At 65.5% G+C, this 20,642-nt stretch carries 18 protein-coding genes; 10 read left to right on the top strand and 8 right to left on the bottom strand.

Going from position 1 to position 20,642, the window contains the following annotated elements; all coding sequences use genetic code 11:
* Window positions 1-4: 4 nt before the first annotated feature.
* Complete coding sequence (ntrB, locus tag NDN16_RS09200; RefSeq protein ID WP_251113318.1) at window positions 5-847, bottom strand: nitrate ABC transporter permease; 843 nt, start codon at window positions 845-847, stop codon at window positions 5-7.
* Between the two features lie 3 nt (window positions 848-850).
* Window positions 851-2,230, bottom strand: coding sequence for a CmpA/NrtA family ABC transporter substrate-binding protein (locus tag NDN16_RS09195; protein WP_251113317.1), 1,380 nt, complete (start codon window positions 2,228-2,230; stop codon window positions 851-853).
* A 164-nt stretch (window positions 2,231-2,394) separates the two neighbouring features.
* On the opposite strand from NDN16_RS09195, the gene NDN16_RS09190 reads away from it, so the two are divergent.
* On the top strand, window positions 2,395-4,263 hold the full coding sequence (locus NDN16_RS09190) for a sigma 54-interacting transcriptional regulator (protein ID WP_251113316.1): 1,869 nt from the start codon (window positions 2,395-2,397) through the stop codon (window positions 4,261-4,263).
* Here the strand turns inward: NDN16_RS09190 and NDN16_RS09185 are convergent.
* On the bottom strand, window positions 4,260-5,381 hold the full coding sequence (locus tag NDN16_RS09185; protein ID WP_251113315.1) for an NADH:flavin oxidoreductase: 1,122 nt from the start codon (window positions 5,379-5,381) through the stop codon (window positions 4,260-4,262). The two genes, NDN16_RS09190 and NDN16_RS09185, sit on opposite strands and share 4 nt — an antisense overlap.
* Before the next feature lie 99 nt (window positions 5,382-5,480).
* Between NDN16_RS09185 and NDN16_RS09180 the strand changes: the two genes are divergently transcribed.
* Complete coding sequence (locus NDN16_RS09180; protein WP_251113314.1) at window positions 5,481-5,846, top strand: winged helix-turn-helix transcriptional regulator; 366 nt, start codon at window positions 5,481-5,483, stop codon at window positions 5,844-5,846.
* Here the strand turns inward: NDN16_RS09180 and NDN16_RS09175 are convergent.
* Together NDN16_RS09175 and NDN16_RS09170 are read right to left on the bottom strand one after the other, a co-directional pair.
* Entirely contained in the window at window positions 5,843-6,691 is an 849-nt protein-coding gene (locus NDN16_RS09175; RefSeq protein WP_251113313.1) for a response regulator, read from the bottom strand. The two genes, NDN16_RS09180 and NDN16_RS09175, sit on opposite strands and share 4 nt — an antisense overlap.
* Entirely contained in the window at window positions 6,684-10,049 is a 3,366-nt protein-coding gene (locus NDN16_RS09170) for a hybrid sensor histidine kinase/response regulator (protein WP_251113312.1), read from the bottom strand. The genes NDN16_RS09175 and NDN16_RS09170 overlap by 8 nt, the downstream gene beginning before the upstream one ends.
* Before the next feature lie 247 nt (window positions 10,050-10,296).
* On the opposite strand from NDN16_RS09170, the gene urtA reads away from it, so the two are divergent.
* The 7 genes from urtA to NDN16_RS09135 all read left to right on the top strand — a co-directional run bounded on the left by urtA (window position 10,297) and on the right by NDN16_RS09135 (window position 16,817).
* Window positions 10,297-11,562, top strand: a complete 1,266-nt coding sequence (gene urtA / locus NDN16_RS09165) for an urea ABC transporter substrate-binding protein (protein ID WP_251113311.1) — start codon at window positions 10,297-10,299, stop codon at window positions 11,560-11,562.
* Between the two features lie 73 nt (window positions 11,563-11,635).
* A complete protein-coding gene (gene urtB / locus NDN16_RS09160) occupies window positions 11,636-12,562 on the top strand; it encodes an urea ABC transporter permease subunit UrtB (RefSeq protein ID WP_251113310.1) in 927 nt (308 codons plus the stop codon).
* Window positions 12,563-12,570: 8 nt separating this feature from the next.
* Window positions 12,571-13,704: an urea ABC transporter permease subunit UrtC gene (gene urtC, locus NDN16_RS09155; RefSeq protein ID WP_251113309.1), complete on the top strand. Its 1,134-nt coding sequence runs from the start codon at window positions 12,571-12,573 to the stop codon at window positions 13,702-13,704.
* Window positions 13,705-13,716: 12 nt separating this feature from the next.
* Window positions 13,717-14,463, top strand: a complete 747-nt coding sequence (urtD, locus tag NDN16_RS09150; RefSeq protein WP_251113308.1) for an urea ABC transporter ATP-binding protein UrtD — start codon at window positions 13,717-13,719, stop codon at window positions 14,461-14,463.
* Between the two features lie 27 nt (window positions 14,464-14,490).
* Window positions 14,491-15,180: an urea ABC transporter ATP-binding subunit UrtE gene (urtE, locus tag NDN16_RS09145; protein ID WP_251113307.1), complete on the top strand. Its 690-nt coding sequence runs from the start codon at window positions 14,491-14,493 to the stop codon at window positions 15,178-15,180.
* Window positions 15,181-15,225: 45 nt separating this feature from the next.
* On the top strand, window positions 15,226-16,458 hold the full coding sequence (gene fmdA / locus NDN16_RS09140) for a formamidase (RefSeq protein ID WP_251113306.1): 1,233 nt from the start codon (window positions 15,226-15,228) through the stop codon (window positions 16,456-16,458).
* 20 nt (window positions 16,459-16,478) lie between these two features.
* Window positions 16,479-16,817: a zinc ribbon domain-containing protein gene (locus NDN16_RS09135; RefSeq protein ID WP_251113305.1), complete on the top strand. Its 339-nt coding sequence runs from the start codon at window positions 16,479-16,481 to the stop codon at window positions 16,815-16,817.
* Here the strand turns inward: NDN16_RS09135 and NDN16_RS09130 are convergent.
* The 3 genes from NDN16_RS09130 to NDN16_RS09120 are packed head-to-tail and all read right to left on the bottom strand — an operon-like array spanning window position 16,807 to window position 19,296.
* Complete coding sequence (locus tag NDN16_RS09130; protein WP_251113304.1) at window positions 16,807-17,568, bottom strand: ABC transporter ATP-binding protein; 762 nt, start codon at window positions 17,566-17,568, stop codon at window positions 16,807-16,809. The two genes, NDN16_RS09135 and NDN16_RS09130, sit on opposite strands and share 11 nt — an antisense overlap.
* A gap of 1 nt (window position 17,569) precedes the next feature.
* The gene (locus NDN16_RS09125; protein WP_251113303.1) at window positions 17,570-18,340 is read right to left on the bottom strand and encodes an ABC transporter permease; all 771 of its coding nucleotides are present in this window, start codon (window positions 18,338-18,340) and stop codon (window positions 17,570-17,572) included.
* On the bottom strand, window positions 18,337-19,296 hold the full coding sequence (locus NDN16_RS09120) for an aliphatic sulfonate ABC transporter substrate-binding protein (RefSeq protein WP_251113302.1): 960 nt from the start codon (window positions 19,294-19,296) through the stop codon (window positions 18,337-18,339). Before NDN16_RS09120 ends, NDN16_RS09125 begins: the two co-directional genes overlap by 4 nt.
* A 168-nt stretch (window positions 19,297-19,464) precedes the next feature.
* Here NDN16_RS09120 and ssuD point away from each other — a divergent pair, with 168 nt between their 5' ends.
* A complete protein-coding gene (ssuD, locus tag NDN16_RS09115; protein WP_251113301.1) occupies window positions 19,465-20,640 on the top strand; it encodes an FMNH2-dependent alkanesulfonate monooxygenase in 1,176 nt (391 codons plus the stop codon).
* The last annotated feature ends 2 nt before the right edge of the window (window positions 20,641-20,642 follow it).

Here is a 20,642-nt window from a genome sequence, read left to right as displayed (position 1 = left end):
GCTCCTACTCGGGAAAGGTCACGAGGCGCGCCGCGCCCGCCAGGATCTGGTCGAGGATCATGCCGATCACGCCGATCATCAGGATGGCGACGATGACGTTGACGATGGACAGGTTGTTCCACTCGTTCCAGACGAAGTAGCCGATCCCGGTGCCGCCAACGAGCATCTCGGCCGCGACGATGACGAGCCATGCGATGCCGATGGATATGCGCATGCCCGTCACGATGGTCGGCGCGGCGGCCGGCAGGATGACCGTGAAGGCCCGCCGCAGGGGCGAGATCTCCAGCGTGCGGGCGACGTTCAGCCATTCCCGCCGCACATTGGCGACGCCGAAGGCCGTATTCACCAGCATCGGCCAGATCGAGCAGATGAAGATCACGAAGATGGCCGAGATGGCCGAGTCCTTGATCGTGTAGAGGGCGAGCGGCATCCAGGCCAGCGGCGATACCGGCTTCAGGATCTGGATGAAGGGGTTCAGCGCCTTCGATACCAACGGCGACATGCCGATCATGAAGCCCAGCGGCACCGCCACGACGAAGGCCAGGCCGAAGCCCAGCAGCACGCGGCCGAGGGAATAGAGCAACTGAAGGCCGATGCCCTTCGAATTGGGCCCATGGTCGTAGAACGGGTCGGACAGGTGTCCCCAGAGCGTCCGCGCCAGGTCCATCGGACCCGGCATGGCCGAGGCGCCCTGCGTGACCTGCGCTCCCATCAGGGCGGCATATTCCGGATCGAGCCCCTCGGCCGCCGTGCCCCCTTGCGATACGGCGACATGCCAGCCGATCAGGATTGCCGCGAGGATGGCGAGCGACAGGATGCCGGCGCGCAAGGAAAGCGAAGCCGTCATCGTTCAGCTCCGCCCGATGTCGAAGGAGGCGAGGTAGCCCTCCGGGTCGGCCGGGTCGAACGTCTTGCCCATGACGGAGAAGCTCTTCGAGTTCTCGGCCGGCGCTTCCAGCCCCACCTCCTGCATCAGGCGGCGGGCATCGGTGGCGAGGTAGACCTGTTCGGCTATGCCGGCATAATCGACATCGCCCGAAACCTGCCCCCAGCGCTTCATCTGGGTCATGATCCAGACGGCGAAGCTTTCCCAGGGGAAGGGCGCGAAATCGATGCGGTCGGGGTCGCGGACGACATTGCCGAGCCCATCGGCGTAGGTGCCCGTCAGCACCTGGTTCACGACGGTTTCCGGCTGGTTCAGGTATTGCTGCGGTGCGATGGCGGCGGCGATCTCGCTGCGGTGCGCGGCATCGGTCGCGTAGGCCGTCGCCTCCATGATGGCGCGTAGCAGGGCGGCATAGGTGTTGGGCGAATTCTCGACGAAAGCGCGCGAGGCGGCGAAGCCGCAGCACGGATGGCCGTCCCAGATTTCCTTGGACAGGATATGGATGAAGCCCACGCCGTCATAGACGGCGCGCTGGTTGACCGGGTCGGGCGCAAGGAAACCGTCGATATTGTCGGCCCGCAGGTTGGCGACCATCTCCGGCGGCGGCACGGCACGGATAGACACATCCGCGTCCGGGTCGATGCCCGCCTCCGCGAGATAGTACCGCAGAAGGTAGTTGTGCATCGAATAATCGAACGGGACGGCGAAGCGGAAGCCCTTCCAGTCGGCCGGGTCGCGCCGCTCCCGGTGCTTCATCGCAAGGGTGATGGCCTGTCCGTTGATGTTCTCGACCGCCGGCATCGTATAGGGAATGGCGTTGGCCCCGGCGCCCATGGTGATGGCGATGGGCATGGGGGCCAGCATGTGCGCGGCGTCGTATTCGCCATTCATCGTCATGTCGCGGATGACGGCCCAACCTGCCGTCTTCACCACGTTCACGTTCAGGCCCTGCCGCTCGTAGAAGCCCATCGGATGCGCCATGATGATCGGGGTGGCGCAGGTGATGGGGATGAAGCCGACATTCAGGTCGGTCTTTTCCAGCGGCCCGGCGCCCTGTGCGAAGGCATCGGCGATCATCCCGACGGGCAGGAATTGCGCCAGCGCGGCCGCCGCAGTGCCGGAGCCGACGGCGCGCAGGAAGGCGCGGCGGGAACGGTCCTGCGGGAAGAGGGCGCGCATCAGGGCCGATTCCACCACGCGCGTCGTGCGGGCTTCCTCGCGATCCGCCACCGCTCGCGCTTCCAGTTGCACCGCCATCCGATGCTCGGCCTCGCTGGCATGGCGGCCGCATGAACAGCGAGCAAGACTTGTATCGGGTCGGAACGGATTGTCGAAAAGTGCCATCGGGATACCCCCTGTCTGAGACGCGCTGACAGGGGTGTTGCAATCCGCGTGCCAATTTCGATAGGCCTGCCTGCCCGCATGCGGCGTGCGCCTTGCCAGGTCGGATCACGCGAAATCACGAGATTTCGTTTCGTAATCTTACGAAATCTCGTTATCGTGCGTGCATGCAACTGCACACTCCGCCGCCGTCCCTTGCCGTCATAAAGGTCGATCCCACCGAAGACAGGATCGTCGGCATCAGCCGTGCGGCGGAACTTCTGTTCGGGGCCGGGGAGGGCAAGTTGCTGGATGCCGGCTTCTCCGCCTTGCATCCCGGCCAGTTGCCGGCGCTGATCGTCTTCTGCGAAGCGGTGCTGACGCTCGGCTATTACTGGACGCGCGGCCTGACGCCGCGCCACGCCTCCGGCAGCGAACTGCGGGTGGAGTATCGTGGCGACAGGATCGAGAATGGCAGCGGCAAGGCGCATATCCTGCTGACGGTCATCGACCTCGCGGAACAGGCGCGCCATGCGACGGATACCGCGGCAAACCGCTTCCAGCATTCCGGCATCGCCGAATGGCAGCGCGTCGACCGCATCTTCAGGGACATCGAGCAACAGAATCAGTTGATCTTGCGCGCCGCCGGCGAGGGCGTCTACGGGGTCAATGCCGAAGGCAAGACCACCTTCCTCAACCCGGCGGCCGAAAAGCTGCTGGGCTGGCGTGCCGAGGATCTGGTCGGAAAGGGCATGCACGAAAGCGTCCACCACCACCATGCCGATGGCCGCCATTATCCCGCCGAGCATTGTCCCATCTATGCGGCCTTCCGCGATGGGGCGGTGCACACGGTGGACGACGAAGTGTTCTTCCGCAGGGACGGTTCGTCCTTTCCGGTGGAATACACGTCCACGCCCATCCGCGAGCGGGGCGCGGTGGTGGGCGCCGTCATCGTGTTCCGCGACGTCACCCGACGCCGACGCGCAGAAGAGGAACTGCGTTCGGCCCTTGCCGAGAACGACCGCCTGCGGCAGAGGCTGGAGCTCGAGAACGCCTATCTCCAGGAGGAAATCCGACTCGAATTCCGCGACCGGGGCATCGTCGGCCGCTCCGCGCCGGTCGAGGCGCTGCGCAAGCGCATAGAACTCGTCGCACCGTCGGACGCGGCGGTGCTGGTGACGGGCGAATCCGGCACCGGCAAGGAACTGGTGGCGCGCGCGATCCACGAGGCGAGCGGGCGAGGGGACAGGCCGTTGATCCGCGTCAACTGCGCCGCCGTCCCGCGCGACCTGTTCGAATCCGAATTCTTCGGCCATGCCAGGGGTGCGTTCACCGGCGCCCTGCGAGACCGCGCCGGGCGTTTCGAGCTGGCGGATGGCGGTACGCTGTTCCTGGACGAGGTGGGGGAAATTCCGCCGGAGTTGCAGGGCAAGCTCCTGCGCATTCTGCAGGAGGGGCAATACGAGCGTATCGGGGAGGAAAAGACGCGCGAGGTGGATGTGCGCATCGTCGCCGCCACCAACCGTAACCTGGAAGCGGAGGTGGCGGCGGGGCGCTTCCGCTCAGACCTGTATTTCCGCCTGAACGTCTTTCCGATCCACCTGGTGCCCCTGCGGGAGAGGGTGGAGGACATTCCTTTGCTGGTGACGCACTTTCTCGAAAGTCCCGGACGCAAGGGCAGCCCGCAGCAGCGGCGCATCCGCGCCGGCGACATGGAGCGCCTGCAGGCCTACGACTGGCCCGGCAATATCCGCGAGTTGCAGAACGTGCTGGAGCGCGCGCTGATCCTGTCGCGCGACGGCAGGCTGGATTTCGACCTGCCGCAGGCGCGGCCGACGCCGGCCGTGGCGCGCCGTAACGGCGCGCCGGGCGAGGCGCCCCGCACCGAAACGGGGCGGCGCGCGGCCGAAAAGGCGGATATCGAAAAAGCCCTGTCGCTGGCCGGCGGCCGGGTATCCGGCCCCGGCGGCGCTGCGCTGCTGCTTGGGGTAAAGCCGACGACGCTCGCTTCGCGGATCAAGGCGCACGGCATTCGGCCATGGGAGTTCCGAAGCTAGGCCAGTTCGGTCAGGGCCGCCGGGTCGAAGCCCTTCAATCCGTCGGCGTCGCCCTGCCTTACCTTGGCGACCCAGTCCGGATCGCTCAGCAGCACGCGCCCGACGGCGACGAGGTCGAATTCATCGCGCTCCATCCGCTCGATGAGTCCGTCCAGTCCGGATGTCGTCGCTCCCTGTCCCTGGAACGCCGCAAGGAAATCGCCCTTCAGGCCGACCGAGCCGACGCTGATCGTGGGGGCGCCTGTAAGCTTCTTCGCCCAACCCGCGAAGTTCAGCCCTTCGGCGCCGTCGATGTCCGGAAACTCCGGCTCCCAGAACCGGCGTTGCGAGCAGTGCAGGATATCGGCGCCGGCTTCCACCAGCGGCTGCAGCCAATCGGCAAGGCCGTCCGGCGTTTCGGCGATGCGGGCAGCGTAGTCCTGCTGTTTCCATTGGCTGACGCGCAAGATGACCGGAAAACCGTCGCCGACGGCAAGGCGCACCGCCTTCACCACCTCGGCGGCGAATTGCGCGCGTTCGCGGATGGTCGCCCCGCCGAACCGGTCGGTGCGCTCGTTGGTGCCGGACCAGAAGAACTGGTCTATGAGATATCCGTGTGCGCCATGCAGCTCGACCGTGTCGAAGCCGAGCGCCTTGGCGCTTGCGGCGGCGGAAGCGAAGGCGGCGATCGTGTCGGCGATGGCTTCCTCGCTCATCGCCACGCCGCGTTGCACGCCGGGCGCGTCCAGGCCGGACGGGCTTTCGACCGGGGCGTCGGCCTGCCAGTCACCGAGGATGCTCTTGACCGCGCCCGTGTGCCAGAGCTGCGGCCCCATCCGTCCGCCGGCCGCGTGGACGGAATCGATAACGCCCTTCCAGCCTGCCAGTGCCTCCCGGCCATGGAAGAAGGGTATGCCAGGATGGTTTCGAGAGGCCGGCCTGTCGATCACGGTGCCTTCAGACAGGATCAGCCCGACCCCGCCTTCGGCCCGTCGCCGATAGTAAGCCGCGTTTTCCGGGCCCGGAATCCCCTGCTTCGTGAAGGTGCGCGTCATCGGCGCCATGACGATGCGATTGGGTAATTCCAGGCTCCCGATCCGAAATGGGCGAAACAGGATGTCCGTCGATAGGTCCGGCATGGATAGGAGCTCCGTTGATATGGGAGCCCACTAGGTATATGTTGTAAACCTGAGGTCAATAAGGCACTGCAAGTCGCTCAGGTATACCGAAGGAAACCGATGCCCGATTGCGAACACTTCCACGTCGACTGTCCAAGCCGCCTTCTGTTCGACCAGGTGGCGGACAAATGGTCGGTCATGGTGCTGACGGTGCTGGATGCCGGCCCCATGCGCTTCAACGGCATCAGGCGGCACCTGGAGGGCGTGACGCAGAAGGCGCTGACGCAATGCTTGCGACGGCTGGAGCGCAACGGGCTCGTATCGCGGCGCGTCATCCCGGTTTCGCCGGTGGGCGTGGAATATTCCATCACCCCTCTCGGCCGTTCGCTTCAGGTGCCCTTCAAGGCACTCTACGGCTGGATGATCGCCAATCTCGACGCGGTCGAAGCGGCCCGCCGCAGCTTCGACGAGCAGAAGCCGGGCTAGATCTTCGCCACCGCCAGCGCCACCGCCGATGTCCGGTTTTCGACACCGAGCTTGCGGAAGACCGTTTCCAGATGCTTGTCGACCGTACGGGGAGACAGGCTGAGAATGGTGGCGATGTCGCGGTTCGACTTGCCCCGCACGAGCCAGATCAGCACCTCCGCCTCGCGGGTGGTCAGCCCGAAGCCCTGCTTGAGCACATCTTCCGGCGTCTGCGCGCTCGCCTTGTCCAGCAGTTCGAACAGGTATTCGGACGGGCCGCATGCGCCGAGAAGGCGCAGCGTCTGCCCTGCCGCCTCGATGGTTTCCCCCGGGCTGATGGTGCGCGGGTCGTCGTGCAGCCTTGCGCCGCCCTGCAGTGCGGCGCGCGCTTCGGCCGATACCCACGAGACGCGGCCCTGCGCGTCGGTCGCCACCAGATGGCGTCCGCTGGTTTCCAGCGCGCGCTGCACGAGGCGCGACCGGCTGGCGTTGCGCCCATGGACCTCGATCCGCGCGATCACTTCGGCAACGGCGAAAGGCTTGGTCACATAGTCCACGCCGCCGACGGAAAAGGCCCGAACGATATGCTCCGTCTCGTCGAGACCGGTCATGAAGATGACCGGGATGCCGGCGGAGCTTTCGTCTGCCTTCAGGGCACGGCACGTCTCGAAGCCGTCACGGCCCGGCATCAGCGCGTCCAGCAGGACGATGTCGGGCTTGACGCGAGCGACGATGCCGAGGGCCGCATCGCCGGACCGCGCCACGAGGACGTCGGCACCCTCGCGCTCCAGCGTCTCGGTCAGCACGGCGAGGCTGTCCGGGGAGTCGTCGACCACCAGCACGGTAATGCGCGAAAGGTCAGGCATCGGCGCGGCTTGCATCGAGATCTTCGGCGGCCTCGACGAGTGCAAGGCAGGCATCGAGATCGTACAGTTCGAGGCGGGCTCGGACCTGCGCGACGAAGCGCTCTGTGCGGGGATGGGCGAGGGCGATGGCATCGAGTTGGACATGGGCGCCTCTTGCGTGGCCGATCCGCAGCGCGTCGGCAAGTTGCGCGCGCGCTTGCCTGCCGGGAATTTCGGTCGGTTCCAATGGGCTGTTCAGCACGGAGGGTGGTGCCGGCAACGCGGCTTCGCGTATCCACTCCAGCCGAAGCAGACGTTCGATCGAGGAGAGAAGCGTTTGCAGGGACAGGGGCTTGGAAACCCATTCGTCGCACAGCCGGCCATCTGGGTTGGCCGGACGCCTGTCCGCCGAAAGCATGATGAGCTTGGCCGTGTTGCCCTGCCTGCGCAGCCTGCGCGACAGTTCCCAACCGTCCATCCCCGGCATGTTGACGTCCAGTATGAACAGGTCGGGCTCGATGAGCCCGGCCATCTGGAGGCAGGCCGCGCCGCTGTCCACCGTAAAGAGGGTGAAGCCGAGCGGGCGCAGTATCTCTTCCAGCAATTGCCGGTGCGCCGGTTCGTCGTCGACCGCCAGGATCGTGCGCCTTTTGCCGAGATAGCCTGTCGGATGCCCCGACAGGCTGTCCGTCATCCGGGGCGCCGTATCGCTGGACAGCATCAGCCGCACCGTGAAACTGCTGCCGATGCCGAGGCGGCTTTCTACCTTCAACTCACCGCCAAGGATTTCCACCAGGAGCTTGGTGATCGTCAGGCCGATACCCGAGCCGGGCGCACCGTGGTCGCCGCGCTCGAAGGGTTCGAAGATACGCTCCAGATCGCCTGCCGGAATACCCGGACCGGTGTCGATGACGGTGAACTCCGCCGTCTGGCTGCGATAGCGCACCCGAAGGATCACCGTCCCCTCACGCGTGAACTTGCAGGCATTGGACAGAAGGTTGATCAGGATCTGGCGCAGCCGCTTTTCGTCGCCGCGCACATGGTTGGGCACCGCGCCCTCGCGGACGAACATGAATTCCAGCCCGGCATTTGCGGCCTGCATGCGGAACATTTCCTCCAACTCGCCCAAGAGGGCCGTCAGCGAGATCGGGTCGCGGTAGACCTGCAGTTTTCCGGCCTCGATGCGGGAGATATCCAACAGCCCGTCGATGAGCCCGGCAAGATGCTCGCCGCTGCGGCGGATCACCTTCACGCCTTCGCGGCGGCGGGCCGGCAGCGTCGTATCCTGCTCCATCAACTGCGCGAAGCCGAGAATGGAATTCAGCGGCGTACGCAGCTCGTGGCTCATTCCGAACAGGAACCGGGTCTTGGCGAGGCTGGCGGCCTCGGCCTTCTCCTTGGCGGCCTGCAACTCGATATCCGTCTGGCGATGCGCCGCGATTTCGCGCGTCAGCGCCCGGGTCTGCCGGCTGGTCTCCTCCTGCGCGACGCGCCGGCTGTGATGGGCCAGCACGAACAGCCACGAGACGATGCCTTCGACGATGGCGAAAACCACGAAGACGCGCAGGGCAAAGCCGGTGATGGCGTCGGTTTCCTCCGGGCGGTCCAGTGCGGCCTGGAAGGCGATGAGGGCGAGGATGCCGCCGGTCAGCGTCATCATGGTGGCGAAGACGGCAAGGTAATGCCCGCGCGGAGAATCGGCGAAGGCAGCCAGTTGCCGCGAATGCGTCCGCAGGAAGGAGACGATCTGCTCGCGTAGGCGGCTGTCCGTTTTGCACAGGTCCCGGCAGCGGGCATCCAGCGTGCAGCAGAGAGAGCAGATGGCCCCCGAATAGGCCGGGGAGGTCGCCATGTCCTCCGGCTCGAAACTGTTTTCGCACACGCAACAGCGTAAGGATTGCGCGCCGTTCCAGCTATCCGTCGGTGCGCGCGCGATATAGGTGCGCCCTCCCGTCGCCCATGCGATGAGCGGCGAAACGGCAAAGGCCGTGACCATCGCGACGTAGACATGCAGCGCCGCCAGCGTCTGGCCGAACAGGCCGAGATAGGCGAGCGTCGAGGCCAGGATGCCGGCGCCCATGGCCCCGAACCCGACGGGGTTGATGTCGTAGAGATGCGCGCGCTTGAACTCGATGGGCTTGGGCGACAGGCCGAGCGGCTTGTTGACGACGAGGTCCGCCGTCAGCGCGAAGACCCATGATACCGCCACGATGGCATAGAGGCCTAGGATCTGCTCCAGCGCCTGCAGAACGCCCATCTCCATCAGGAGGAGCGCGATCGCCACGTTGAAGACCAGCCAGACGACCCGGCCCGGATGGTGGTGCGTGAGCCGGGAGAAGAAGTTGGACCAGGCGATGGAGCCGGCATAGGCGTTGGTGACGTTGATCTTCATCTGCGCCACCACCACGAAGATGCCGGTGACCGCTATGACGATGGCCGGATTGTCGAACATGGTTCCATAGGCCACGCGGTACATTTCGGTCGGGTGCTTCGCGTCCGCCGGCGCCAGGCCATGGGAGACGGCAAGCACTGCAAGGAAAGAGCCTGCCAGTATCTTGACGGCGCCGATGACGATCCAGCCGGGGCCGCCCGCCAGCAACGCCGCCCACCAGCCGATGTTGCGCCCCTTCGGTTCCCGCTCGGGCATGAAGCGAAGATAGTCTACCTGCTCTCCGATCTGCGCCGTCAGCGCGAACAGGATGGCGGATGCCGCCCCGAACATGGCGATCGGAGAGGCATCGGAGCCGATTGTGCCGGAGTAGGCCGTCCAGTCGCCGAGGCCGATCGGCGCCGCGATGGCGAGGAACAGGAAGGGCGCGAGGTTGAGCGCCAGCCAGAGCGGCTGGGTGACGATCTGGAACCGGCTGATCATGTTCATCCCATGCGCGACGATGAGGATCACCGCGACGGCGCAGACGATGTAGCCGGCCCAGAGCGGCAGGCCCGTCATCATCTCCAGCGCCATGGCCATGATGGCCGCCTCGATGGCGAAGAAGATGAAGGTGAAGGAGGCATAGATGAGCGAGGTGACGGTGGATCCGAGATAGCCGAACCCCGCGCCGCGCGTCAGGAGGTCCATGTCGATGCCGTAGCGGGCGGCATAATAGGTGATGGGCAGGCTTGCGCAAAAGATGAGGGTGGACACCGTCAGCGTGGCGGCCAGCGCCGCCCAGAAGCCGAAATGCAGTGTGATCGCCCCGCCGATGGCCTCCAGCGCCAGGAACGAGATGCCGCCGCACGCCGTCATGGCGAGTTGCAGCGGCGACCAGCGGCGCCCCCGCTTCGCGGTGAAGCGGAGCGCGTAGTCTTCGAGCATCTCGTTCGCAACCCACTGGTTGTAGCTGCGACGATTCCGGACGATGCGCTGGGGTGCTGTCATCTGCGTTCCGGACGGGGCGGAAAATGCCGGTCAAGGATGTCGCGCCGGGCGCGCCGACGCGTGCGGGAAAGGGAATTGGGTTCAAACTGTCGGCATGGATCATGCCACAGGGCCGCGCTGCGGGAATACGCAATTTCACGTATTTTGCAGCGCAGCGATCCGGGCAACGCTTCGACCCGTGATCAAGAGCGGCCCGACCGGATCAACCCTCAGGCGGCTGCATCTCTCAAGAGACGGGGCTTCACCAATGACTGAACGGAACAAGGGGACGGCCTCGCCGTCCGTCACGCGCCGACGCCTGATGTTCGGGGCAGCCGCCCTGGCGATGATGGCCGCACTGCCGTCCGCCGCCTTCGCGGCGGGGCCGCCGACGTCCGAAGTGAACACGACCGGGCTCGCCGTCACCGACGATACCGTCAAGGTCGGTATCCTGCACTCGGTATCGGGCACGATGGCCATCAGCGAAACCGGATCTGTACAGGCCGAGAAGCTGGCCATCGACGAGATCAACGCCGCGGGCGGCGTCCTCGGCCGCAAGATCGAGGTGATCCAGGAAGATGGAGCGTCGGATTGGCCGACCTTTGCCGAGAAGGCGCGCAAGCTCCTGGTGGAAGACAAGACGGCGGCCGTTTTCGGCTGCTGGACGTCGGCCTCCCGCAAGGCGGTGCTGCCGGTTTTCGAGCAGTATAACGGAATGCTCTATTATCCGACCTTCTACGAAGGGCTGGAGCAGAGCCCGAACGTCATCTACACCGGGCAGGAAGCCACGCAGCAGATCCTGGCGGGCATCGACTGGGTGACGAAGGAGAAGGGCGCCAAGACCTTCTATCTGCTCGGTTCCGACTATATCTGGCCGCGCACGTCCAACAAGATCGCCCGCAAGCACATCGAGAAGCTGGGCCTCGAGGTGGTGGGCGAGGAATATTACCCGCTCGGCCATACGCAGTTCAATTCGGTGATCAACAAGATCAAGCTGCGCAAGCCCGACGTCATCTACGCCATCGTCGTCGGCGGCTCCAACGTCGCGTTCTACAAGCAGCTCAAGGCTGCCGGCATCGACATGACCAAGGAGAAGCCGCTGCTGCTGACCATTTCGGTGACCGAGGACGAGATCCGGGGCATCGGCGGCGAAAACATAAACGGCGCCTATGCGGCGATGAAATACTTCCAGAGCATCGACAACGAGAACAACAAGAACTTCGTCGACAAGTTCAAGGAGGCCTATGGCGCGGACATGGTCGTCGGCGACGTGACGCAGGCCGCCTATCTCGGCCCTTGGCTGTGGAAGGCGGCGGTGGAGAAGGCCGGCAGTTTCGATATCGACAAGGTGCGCGCGGCCAGCCCCGGCATCGAATTGGACACGGCGCCGGAAGGCTACGTGAAGATCCACGAGAACCATCACCTCTGGTCCAAGACGCGCATCGGCCACGCGATGCCGGACGGACAGTACGACATCGTCTACGAGACGACCGACCTGATGGAGCCGAACCCCTTTCCCGAGGGCTACCAATAAGCGTTCCCGCGCGGCCGGCATGGGCCGGCTGCACTCCTTTCTCAACGCCGGATAACGCGACGGGAGCCGACCGATGTTCGCCGACTATAGCTGGAGCGAGCTTTCTTCCATCTTCGCCATGCAGGGGTTTGCCGGGCTGACGCTGTTCTCCGTCCTCGTGCTGATGGCGCTGGGGCTGGCGATCATCTTCGGGCAGATGGGCGTCATCAACATGGCGCATGGCGAGTTCATGATCCTCGGCGCCTATGTGACCTACCTCGTCTCGACGCTCGCGCAGGCGCATGCGCCGGCGCTGATGCCCATCACCTTCTTCATATCCATGGGCCTCGCCTTCATCGTCAGCGGCGCTGCCGGCATGGCGGTGGAGTGGGGACTGATCCGCTTTCTCTACCGCCGGCCGCTGGATACGCTGCTGGCCACCTGGGGCTTGTCCCTCATCATGCAGCAGGCCTTCCGCAGCATCTTCGGCGCGCGCGAAGTGGGCGTGACGCTGCCTGACTGGATGATGGGCTCGCTGGCGCTGACCGACATGGTCGAGGTGCCCATCAACGGCCTCATCGTCATGGGCATCACGCTGACGATCACGCTGGCCGTCTGGTTGCTGATGTACCGCTCCAGGTTCGGCGCGCGGGTGCGGGCCGTGGTGCAGAACCGGCCCATGGCCGGCGCCGTCGGCATCGATACGGAGAAGGTCGACCGGCTGACGTTCGGGCTCGGCTGCGGCATCGCCGGCATCGCCGGCAGCGCCTTCACCATGATCGGATCCACCGGGCCGAGCGCCGGCCAGCTCTACATCGTGGACACGTTCCTGGTCGTCGTCTTCGGCGGCGCGGCCAGCCTGATCGGCACGCTCGCCTCCGCCTTTGCCATCTCGCAGGCCCAGTCGACCATGGAGTTCTTCCTGTCGGGCTCGATGGCCAAGGTGCTCACCCTGCTCACCGTCGTCGTCATCCTGATGGTGCGGCCGCAGGGCCTGTTCACCCTCAAGGTCCGCAACTGAGGTCCGCCATGCAAAACCCGCTGAACTCTCCCCTGCGCGGTCAGGCCATCGGCCTTCTCATCCTGGCCGCGCTGATCCTGCTGGTCATCCCGGCCATGACCGATGCCTTCCGGCTCAATCTCGTCGGCAAGTATCTCACCTACGCCTTCGTCGCGGTCGGGCTGGTCCTGTGCTGGGGCAGCGCAGGCATCCTTTCGCTGGGGCAGGGCATCTTCTTCGGCCTGGGTGGCTACTGCATGGCGATGTTCCTGAAACTGGAGGCATCGACGCCCGAGGCGACCGCCATCCAGTCCACCCCCGGTATCCCGGACTTCATGGACTGGAACCAGGTGACGGAGCTGCCATGGTTCTGGCAGCCCTTCCACTCGCTGCCGCTGACCATCATCGCCGTCATGGCGGTGCCGGCCGCACTTGCCTTCGTGATCGGCTTCGCGATGTTCACGCGGCGGGTCGGCGGCGTCTACTTCGCCATCATCACGCAGGCCATCGCCGCCATCCTCACCATCCTCATCATCGGCCAGCAGGGCTATACGGGCGGCGTCAACGGCATTACTGACCTGCGTACGCTGGCGGGCTGGGATATCCGCGGCGACGGCGCCAAGACCATCCTCTATTTCGTCAACGCCTTCCTGCTCATCGGCGCCATCGTCGTCTGCATGCTGGTGCGCAATTCCAAGCTGGGGCGCATCCTGGTCGCCATGCGCGACAAGGAAGACCGGGTCCGCTTTTCCGGATACGACACGGCGCGCTTCAAGATCTTCGTCTTCACCTTCGCCGCGGCGCTGGCCGGCATCGGCGGCGCCATGTTCACCCTGCAGGTCGGCTTCATGTCGCCGACGCTGATCGGCATCGTGCCCTCGATCGAGATGGTGATCTTCTGCGCCGTCGGCGGACGGCTGTCGCTGCTGGGTGCGGTGTACGGCACGCTGCTCGTCAACTTCGCCAAGACTTCGTTTTCCGAAAGTTTCCCCGAACTGTGGCTGTTCGCCATGGGCGCTCTCTTCATCGGCGTCACGGTGGCTTTCCCGATGGGATTGGCGGGCCTTTGGACCGCGCATGTGGAGCCTGTCCTGAAGCGTCTTACGCGGCGCGGCGCGGCACGCATCTCCGCGCCCGACGCAACCCCGTCCACCGCCAAGTAAGGAGCGCCGGCCATGGCCACGACCAACGATTTCCTGCTGTCGGTGGAGGCGCTGACCGTATCCTTCGACGGGTTCAAGGCGGTCAACGACCTGTCCTTCTACGTCGACGAAAACGAGATCCGCGTCATCATCGGCCCCAACGGAGCCGGCAAGACGACGGCGCTGGACCTCATCTGCGGCAAGACGAAGGCCACCTCCGGCTCCATCCGCTTCCGCGACAAGGAGCTGACGCAGATGAAGGAGTATCAGATCGTTCATGCCGGCGTCGGCCGCAAGTTCCAGAACCCGACGATCTACGAGGATCTGACCGTCTTCGAAAATCTCGAAATCTCCTATCCGCGTGGCTGGTCCGTCTTCGGCGCACTCGCCTTCCGCCGGGACGCCGAGGTGCGCGACCGAGTGGAAGAGGTCGCCGAGACGATCTTCCTGAAAGAGCATCTGCACCGGCGCTCGGACATGCTGAGCCACGGGCAGAAGCAATGGCTGGAGATCGGCATGCTGCTGATCCAGGACCCGGACTTGCTGATGCTGGACGAGCCCGTTGCCGGAATGAGCGTAGCCGAGCGCGTGCGGACGGCCGAGTTGCTGCACCGCATCATCGACGGGCGTTCTGTGATCGTGATCGAGCACGACATGAAGTTCGTGGAAGACATCGCGCATCGCGTCACCGTGCTGCACCAGGGCCACGTCCTGTCGGAGGGCACGATGGAGCACGTCAAGAACGACCCAAAGGTCGTGGAAGTCTATCTCGGCCACTGAGCCGCCGACCGCGCAGGAGGTTGCACTATGCTGGACGTGAACGGTTTGCGGGTTTCCTACGGTTCGAGCGAGGTACTGCACGGGCTGGATTTCCGTGTCGGCGCCGGGGAGATCGTCGCCATCATGGGCCGCAACGGCATGGGCAAGACGACGCTCATGAAATCCCTGATGGGCATCATCCCGACGCGCGACGGGCGCGTGCAGGTCGACGGCGCCGACCTGACCTCGGCCAGAAGCCATGTCCGGGTGCGCAGCGGCCTCGGCTACGTGCCGCAGGGGCGGATGATCTTTTCCACCATGACGGTGCGCGAGAACATCGAGACGGGGCTGACCGTCACGGGAGAGCGCGACGTGCCGGGCGACCTGTACGAGCTGTTTCCCGTGCTGGCCGAAATGGGACGCCGGCGCGGCGGCAACCTTTCAGGCGGGCAGCAGCAGCAGCTGGCCATCGCCCGCGCGCTGGCCTCGCGCCCCAAGGTGCTGCTTCTGGACGAGCCGACCGAGGGTATCCAGCCTTCCATCATCCGCGAGATGGGGCGCACCCTGCGCCGGATCCGCGACGACAAGGGCCTGGCCATCGTCGTGTCCGAACAGGTCCTCTCCTTTGCACTCGATATCGCCGACCGGGTGCTCGTGATCGAGAACGGCGAGCTCGTCCACGATACGCCGGCTGCCTTGGTCGACGAGGCGCAGATCACCCGCTACCTGTCCGTATGACGGACGGGGCAAGACCGCAGTTGCAACCGACAACAGGAGCGTTTCATGCCTGATACCCTGATTTCCGTGGACCTGTCCCGTCCCGCGACGGAAAACGAGATGCTGCACAATCGCTGGCATCCGGACATCCCCATCGCCGTATGGGTGGAACCCGGCGCGGATTTCCTCGTCGAGACGGTGGACTGGACGGGCGGCGCCATCAAGAACGATGACAGCGCGGAGGATATCCGCGACGTGGACCTGTCCACGGTGCATTACCTGTCGGGGCCCATCGGCGTGAAGGGCGCCAGGCCGGGCGATCTGCTGGTGGTCGATATCCTCGACGCCGGTACGCTGAAAGGCCATGAATGGGGTTTCAACGGCTTCTTCTCCAAGAAGAACGGCGGCGGCTTCCTGACCGACCACTTCCCCCTCGCGCAGAAATCGGTATGGCACTACGAGGGCCTGTTCACGCGCTCGCGGCACGTGCCGGGCGTCGGCTTCGCCGGGCTTATCCACCCCGGCCTGATCGGGACGCTGCCGGACAAGGCGCTGCTGGACACCTGGAACACGCGGGAGCAGGCGCTGATCGATACGGATCCGGGGCGCGTGCCGCCGCTGGCGAACCCGCCTTTCGCCGCAACGGCGCATCTGGGCAAGCTGACCGGCGCCGACCGGGACCGCGTGGCGGCCGAAGGGGCGCGCACCGTCCCCCCGCGCGAGCATGGCGGCAATTGCGACATCAAGGACCTGTCCCGCGGGTCCAAGATCTTCTTTCCGGTCTATGTCGACGGGGCCGGCCTTTCGATGGGCGACATGCATTTCAGCCAGGGTGACGGCGAGATTACCTTTTGCGGCGCCATCGAGATGTTCGGCGCCTGGCTGCACATTCGCGTCAACATCATCAAGGACGGCATGGCGCTGTACGGGATCAGGAACCCGATCTTCAAGCCGTCGCCGATCACGCCGAACTACAACGACTACCTCATCTTCGAGGGCATCTCCGTCGATGAATCCGGCACCCAGCACTATCTGGACGCCAATGTCGCCTATCGGCAGGCCTGCCTGAACGCGATCTCCTACCTGACCAAGTTCGGCTATTCGCCCGCGCAGGCGCACTCGATCCTGGGCGTTGCGCCGGTGCAAGGCCATTTCTCCGGCGTGGTCGACATACCGAACAGCTGCGCCACCCTGTGGCTGCCGACGCAGATATTCGATTTCGACATCAGCCCAAGCGCCGCCGGCCCACAGAAATATCTGGACGGTTCGATCGACATGCCGATCGCCCAGGACCTTTGAACGAGAGCGAAGGGGGCAACATGCCGTTCTACGATTACGAATGCGCGGAGTGCGGGTCGTTTTCCACGCTCGCCCCGATGGCGCGCGCGGCCGAGCCGGCCCCCTGCCCAGGCTGCGGGAGGGCCGGCGAGCGGGTGATCTTGTCGGCGCCCTTCGTTGCGGGGATGGACCCGATGCGGCGCAAGGCGATGGCCACCAACGAGCGGAGCCGGCACGAGCCGGCCCGCTCTTCCGGGCGGCATCCGGCCGGTTGCGGATGTTGCGGCGACAAGAGCCGGGCCAAGGCCGGCAAGGCCGTCCATACCGCCGGCGGCGCAAAGACCTTTCCGTCGGCGCGGCCATGGATGATCAGCCATTGACGGCGGCCGGCGCGGAGCGCCGGCCGATCGCCTCGTCCAGGGCAAGCCGGACGTCGCGTACGGCCGTCTCGAAAGCGGCCGTCGTGCGGATGCGCGGGCGTGGAACGGAAATGCGTATGTCCGCAAAGATCCGGCCCGGATGTGCGCGCATGACGATGACCCTGTCGGCCAGCGCAACGGCCTCTTCTATATCGTGCGTCACGACGAGGAAGGTCCGTTTGTGGGTCTGCCACAGCGCGACCAGATGGTCCTGGAGCTCGGTCCGGGTGATGGCGTCCAGCGCGGAGAACGGCTCGTCCATCAGCAGCACGGACGGTTCCGGGGCAAGGGCCCGGGCGATGGCCACCCGCTGTGCCTGACCGCCCGACAACTCTTTTGGCCAACGCCGGCCGTAGGTCGGCAATTGCACCGCGTTCAGCAGGGCATCCACCCGCGTCGCGCGCTCGGCATCGGAGAGATGCGAAAGCCCGAAGCCGATATTGCGGGCGACGTTGAGCCACGGAAGCAGGCGCGGCTCCTGGAACACCAGCCCTATCCGCTCTATCGGACCTTCGATCCGCGCCCCGTTCAGGCGGATTTCGCCGCCGCTGGCCGTGTCGAGGCCGGAAACGAGCCGAAGCAGGGTAGATTTTCCGCAGCCGGAGCCGCCCACCAGCGCAACGATCTCGCCTTCGCCCACGGTCAGATTCAACCCGGACAGGGCGATGGTGCCGTTGCGAAAGGTCTTGTCCAGGCGGTCTATGGACAGCACTTCAAACCTCCTTTCCCTGGGTGTCCTGCCAGCCCAGCAGCGGTGCGAAGGCGGCTTCCAGGAGGGCATCGGACAGTTTGCCCAGAACGGCGAAGGCCAGGATCGCGGCAACGATCTGCGTTGGCTTGCCGAGTTGCTGCCCATCCACCAGAAGATAGCCGAGCCCGGCCGAAGCGCCCATGAACTCGGCCGCCACCACGAACATCCAGCCGAGGCCGAGGCCGGTGCGCAGCGCGGTGACATAGGCCGGCAGGATCGAAGGCAGGAGGATGCGCAGGATCGTTCCCGCCGGCGTCAGGCGGTGGATGCGGCCGACCTCCACGATCTTGCGATCCACTGCCGATAATGCGGTGCTGACGCCGAGATAGACGGGGAAGAAGACGCCGACGGCGATCAGCATGACCTTGGAGGTCTCGAATATGCCGAACCACAGGATGAACAGGGGAACCCAGGCGATGGAGGGGATGGAGCGCAACGCCTGCAGCGACGGGTCGAGCGTTTCGCGGGCGAGACGCCAGTAGCCGGTGATGGCGCCGGTGACTGTTCCGGCCAGTGCGCCCGCGAGAAAGCCGGTCGCCACGCGCCACGACGTGATTCCCGCATGTTCGGCGAGGGCGCCGTTGGCCGACAGGCGCACCAGTTCCGCCCAGATGCGCGACGGTGGCGGCAGCAGCCGTCCATCCGAGACGCCGATGGCCACCGCCACCTCCCATGCCAGTCCAAGGCTGATCGGCAGCGCCAGGCCGATCAATGCGGAACGCAGGCGACTCACTGTCCGAGATTGCCGAAGCGCTTGTCGATCAATGCGCCGACCGTCTGTTCCACATCCACGTCGGCCGCGATGACGCCCGCCTGCTGCAGGGCCTTTCCGGCCGCCTCGATCGTATCCGCCTGCGCATCTCCGATGGCGGAGTGCGTGATCTCCGTCCGCTCGAGCTGGCGGCGGATCACCGGTTCCGGCAGGCCGGTCGCTTCGATCAGAAGGGCCCGCAGGGCCGCCGGGTCGGCGATTGCCGCCTGCCGCGCTTCCTCATAGATCGACAGGACGCGCTGGACGATCTCGGGATGCTCGTCGGCGAAGTCGTCCCGCGTGTTGAGGACGCCCCAGGTGTTGGCGTCTGGATCGCGGAAGAACAGCTTTGCCCCGTCCTCCACCTCGGCGGAAGCCATGAGCGGGTCGAGCCCGGCCCAGGCGTCCACGTCGCCCCGCAGAAGGGCCGTCTTGCCATCCGCGTGCTGAAGCAGGACCAGGTTGACATCGCGTTCCGACAGGCCCGCATCCGCAAGCGCGCGAACGAGAAAGACGTGCGGATCCGTACCGCGTGTCACCGCGACCGTCTTGCCCTTCAGATTTGCGACCTGATCGATATCGCTGTCGCCACGCGCAACGAGAGCGGTCCATTCCGGCTTCGAATAGACATAGATCGACTTCACCGGGTTGCCGTTCACACGCGCCAGCAGCGCGGCGGAGCCCGCCGTCGAACCGAAATCGATGGACTGGGCGTTCAGGAATTCCAGGGCCTTGTTGGATCCGGCGGACTGCACCCAGCGGATGCCTATCCCGTCGGCCTCGAATTCCTTCTCGAGCAACCCTTTCTCCTTCAACAGGATGGAGATCGGATTGTAGGTGGCCCAATCGATGCGGATCTCGTCCAGTTCGGCGGCGGATGCGGTGCTTGCCGCAAGAAGCACGGACAAACCGGCAAGGATGGATGCAAATCGTGTCATCGGCGATGCTCCGGGGCTGGAAACGAGACCGGGATGCTAGATCGCGTGCCGACGAGCAGACGAGAAATAGTCTATTAATTTTGTGTACAATAACGACATTTCTTGCCTCGCCGGCGCGCTGGCCCGGCCGCTAGGCTTGCTGCATCGTCCAACCGGAGAAGAGAGCGCATGTCGACTGCCGAGCCCAGGCGTATCAAGGTTCTATGGTTCCTGCCGACACACGGCGACAGCCGCTACCTCGGCACGTCCGAGGGCGGACGGGCGGTGGACCTTCCGTATCTATCGCAGGTTGCGCGCGCAGCGGACCAGCTCGGCTATTACGGCGTTCTCCTGCCGACCGGCCGCTCGTGCGAGGATAGCTGGGTGACGGCGTCGGCCCTCGTTCCGCTGACCGAGCGCTTGCGCTTTCTGGTCGCCGTCCGGCCGGGCCTGCAGTCGCCGACGCTCGCCGCCCGCATGACGGCCACGCTGGACCGGTTCTCGGGCGGACGACTGCTGATCAACGTCGTCACCGGCGGCGATCCGGTGGAGAATGGCGGCGACGGCATATTCCAGTCGCACGCCGAGCGCTACGAGATCACCGAGGAGTTCCTCCACATCTACAAGGCGGTGCTGGCCGGCGAGACCGTCGAGCATGAAGGCAGGCATTTCCGCATCGCGGATGGGCGGCTGCTGTTCCCGCCGCACCAGACGCCGCATCCGCCGCTCTACTTCGGCGGCTCGTCCGACGCGGGTATCGACGTGGCCTCCCGCACGATCGACAAATACCTGACCTGGGGCGAGCCGCCGGAGGCGGTGGAGCGCAAGCTGGATACCGTGCGCGAGGCGGCGGCGAAGGCGGGCCGGGAGGTATCCTTCGGCATCCGGCTGCATGTGATCGTCCGCGATACCACGCAGAAGGCGTGGGCCGCCGCCGATGACCTGATTAGCCGGCTGGACGATGCGACGATCGCTTCGGCGCAGCAGATCTTCGCACGGATGGACTCGGTCGGGCAGAGCCGCATGAGCGCGCTGCACAAGGGCGACCGGTCCCGGCTGGAGGTCAGCCCCAATCTCTGGGCGGGAGTCGGCCTCGTGCGCGGCGGCGCGGGCACGGCGCTGGTCGGCGATCCCGATACGGTCGCCGAGCGCATGGACGCCTACCGGCGGCTCGGCATCGACACATTCATCATGTCCGGCTATCCTCACCTGGAGGAAGCCTACACGTTCGGAGAACTGGTCTTGCCCAGGCTGCCGCTCGACCACGCCATTCCGGGGCGGGACCGGTCCGTGAATACGGGCCCCTTCGGCGAGACGATCGCCGGCTCCGAACGCCCGTCCGCCCGCAGCGCGAGCGCCTCCTGATC

It is taken from the genome of Aureimonas altamirensis, from assembly GCF_023702225.1.
Taxonomy (GTDB): Bacteria; Pseudomonadota; Alphaproteobacteria; order Rhizobiales; family Rhizobiaceae; genus Aureimonas; species Aureimonas altamirensis_B.
The sequence above is the reverse complement of the archived record's forward strand: the minus strand, read 5'-3'. Positions and strand labels throughout refer to the sequence as shown.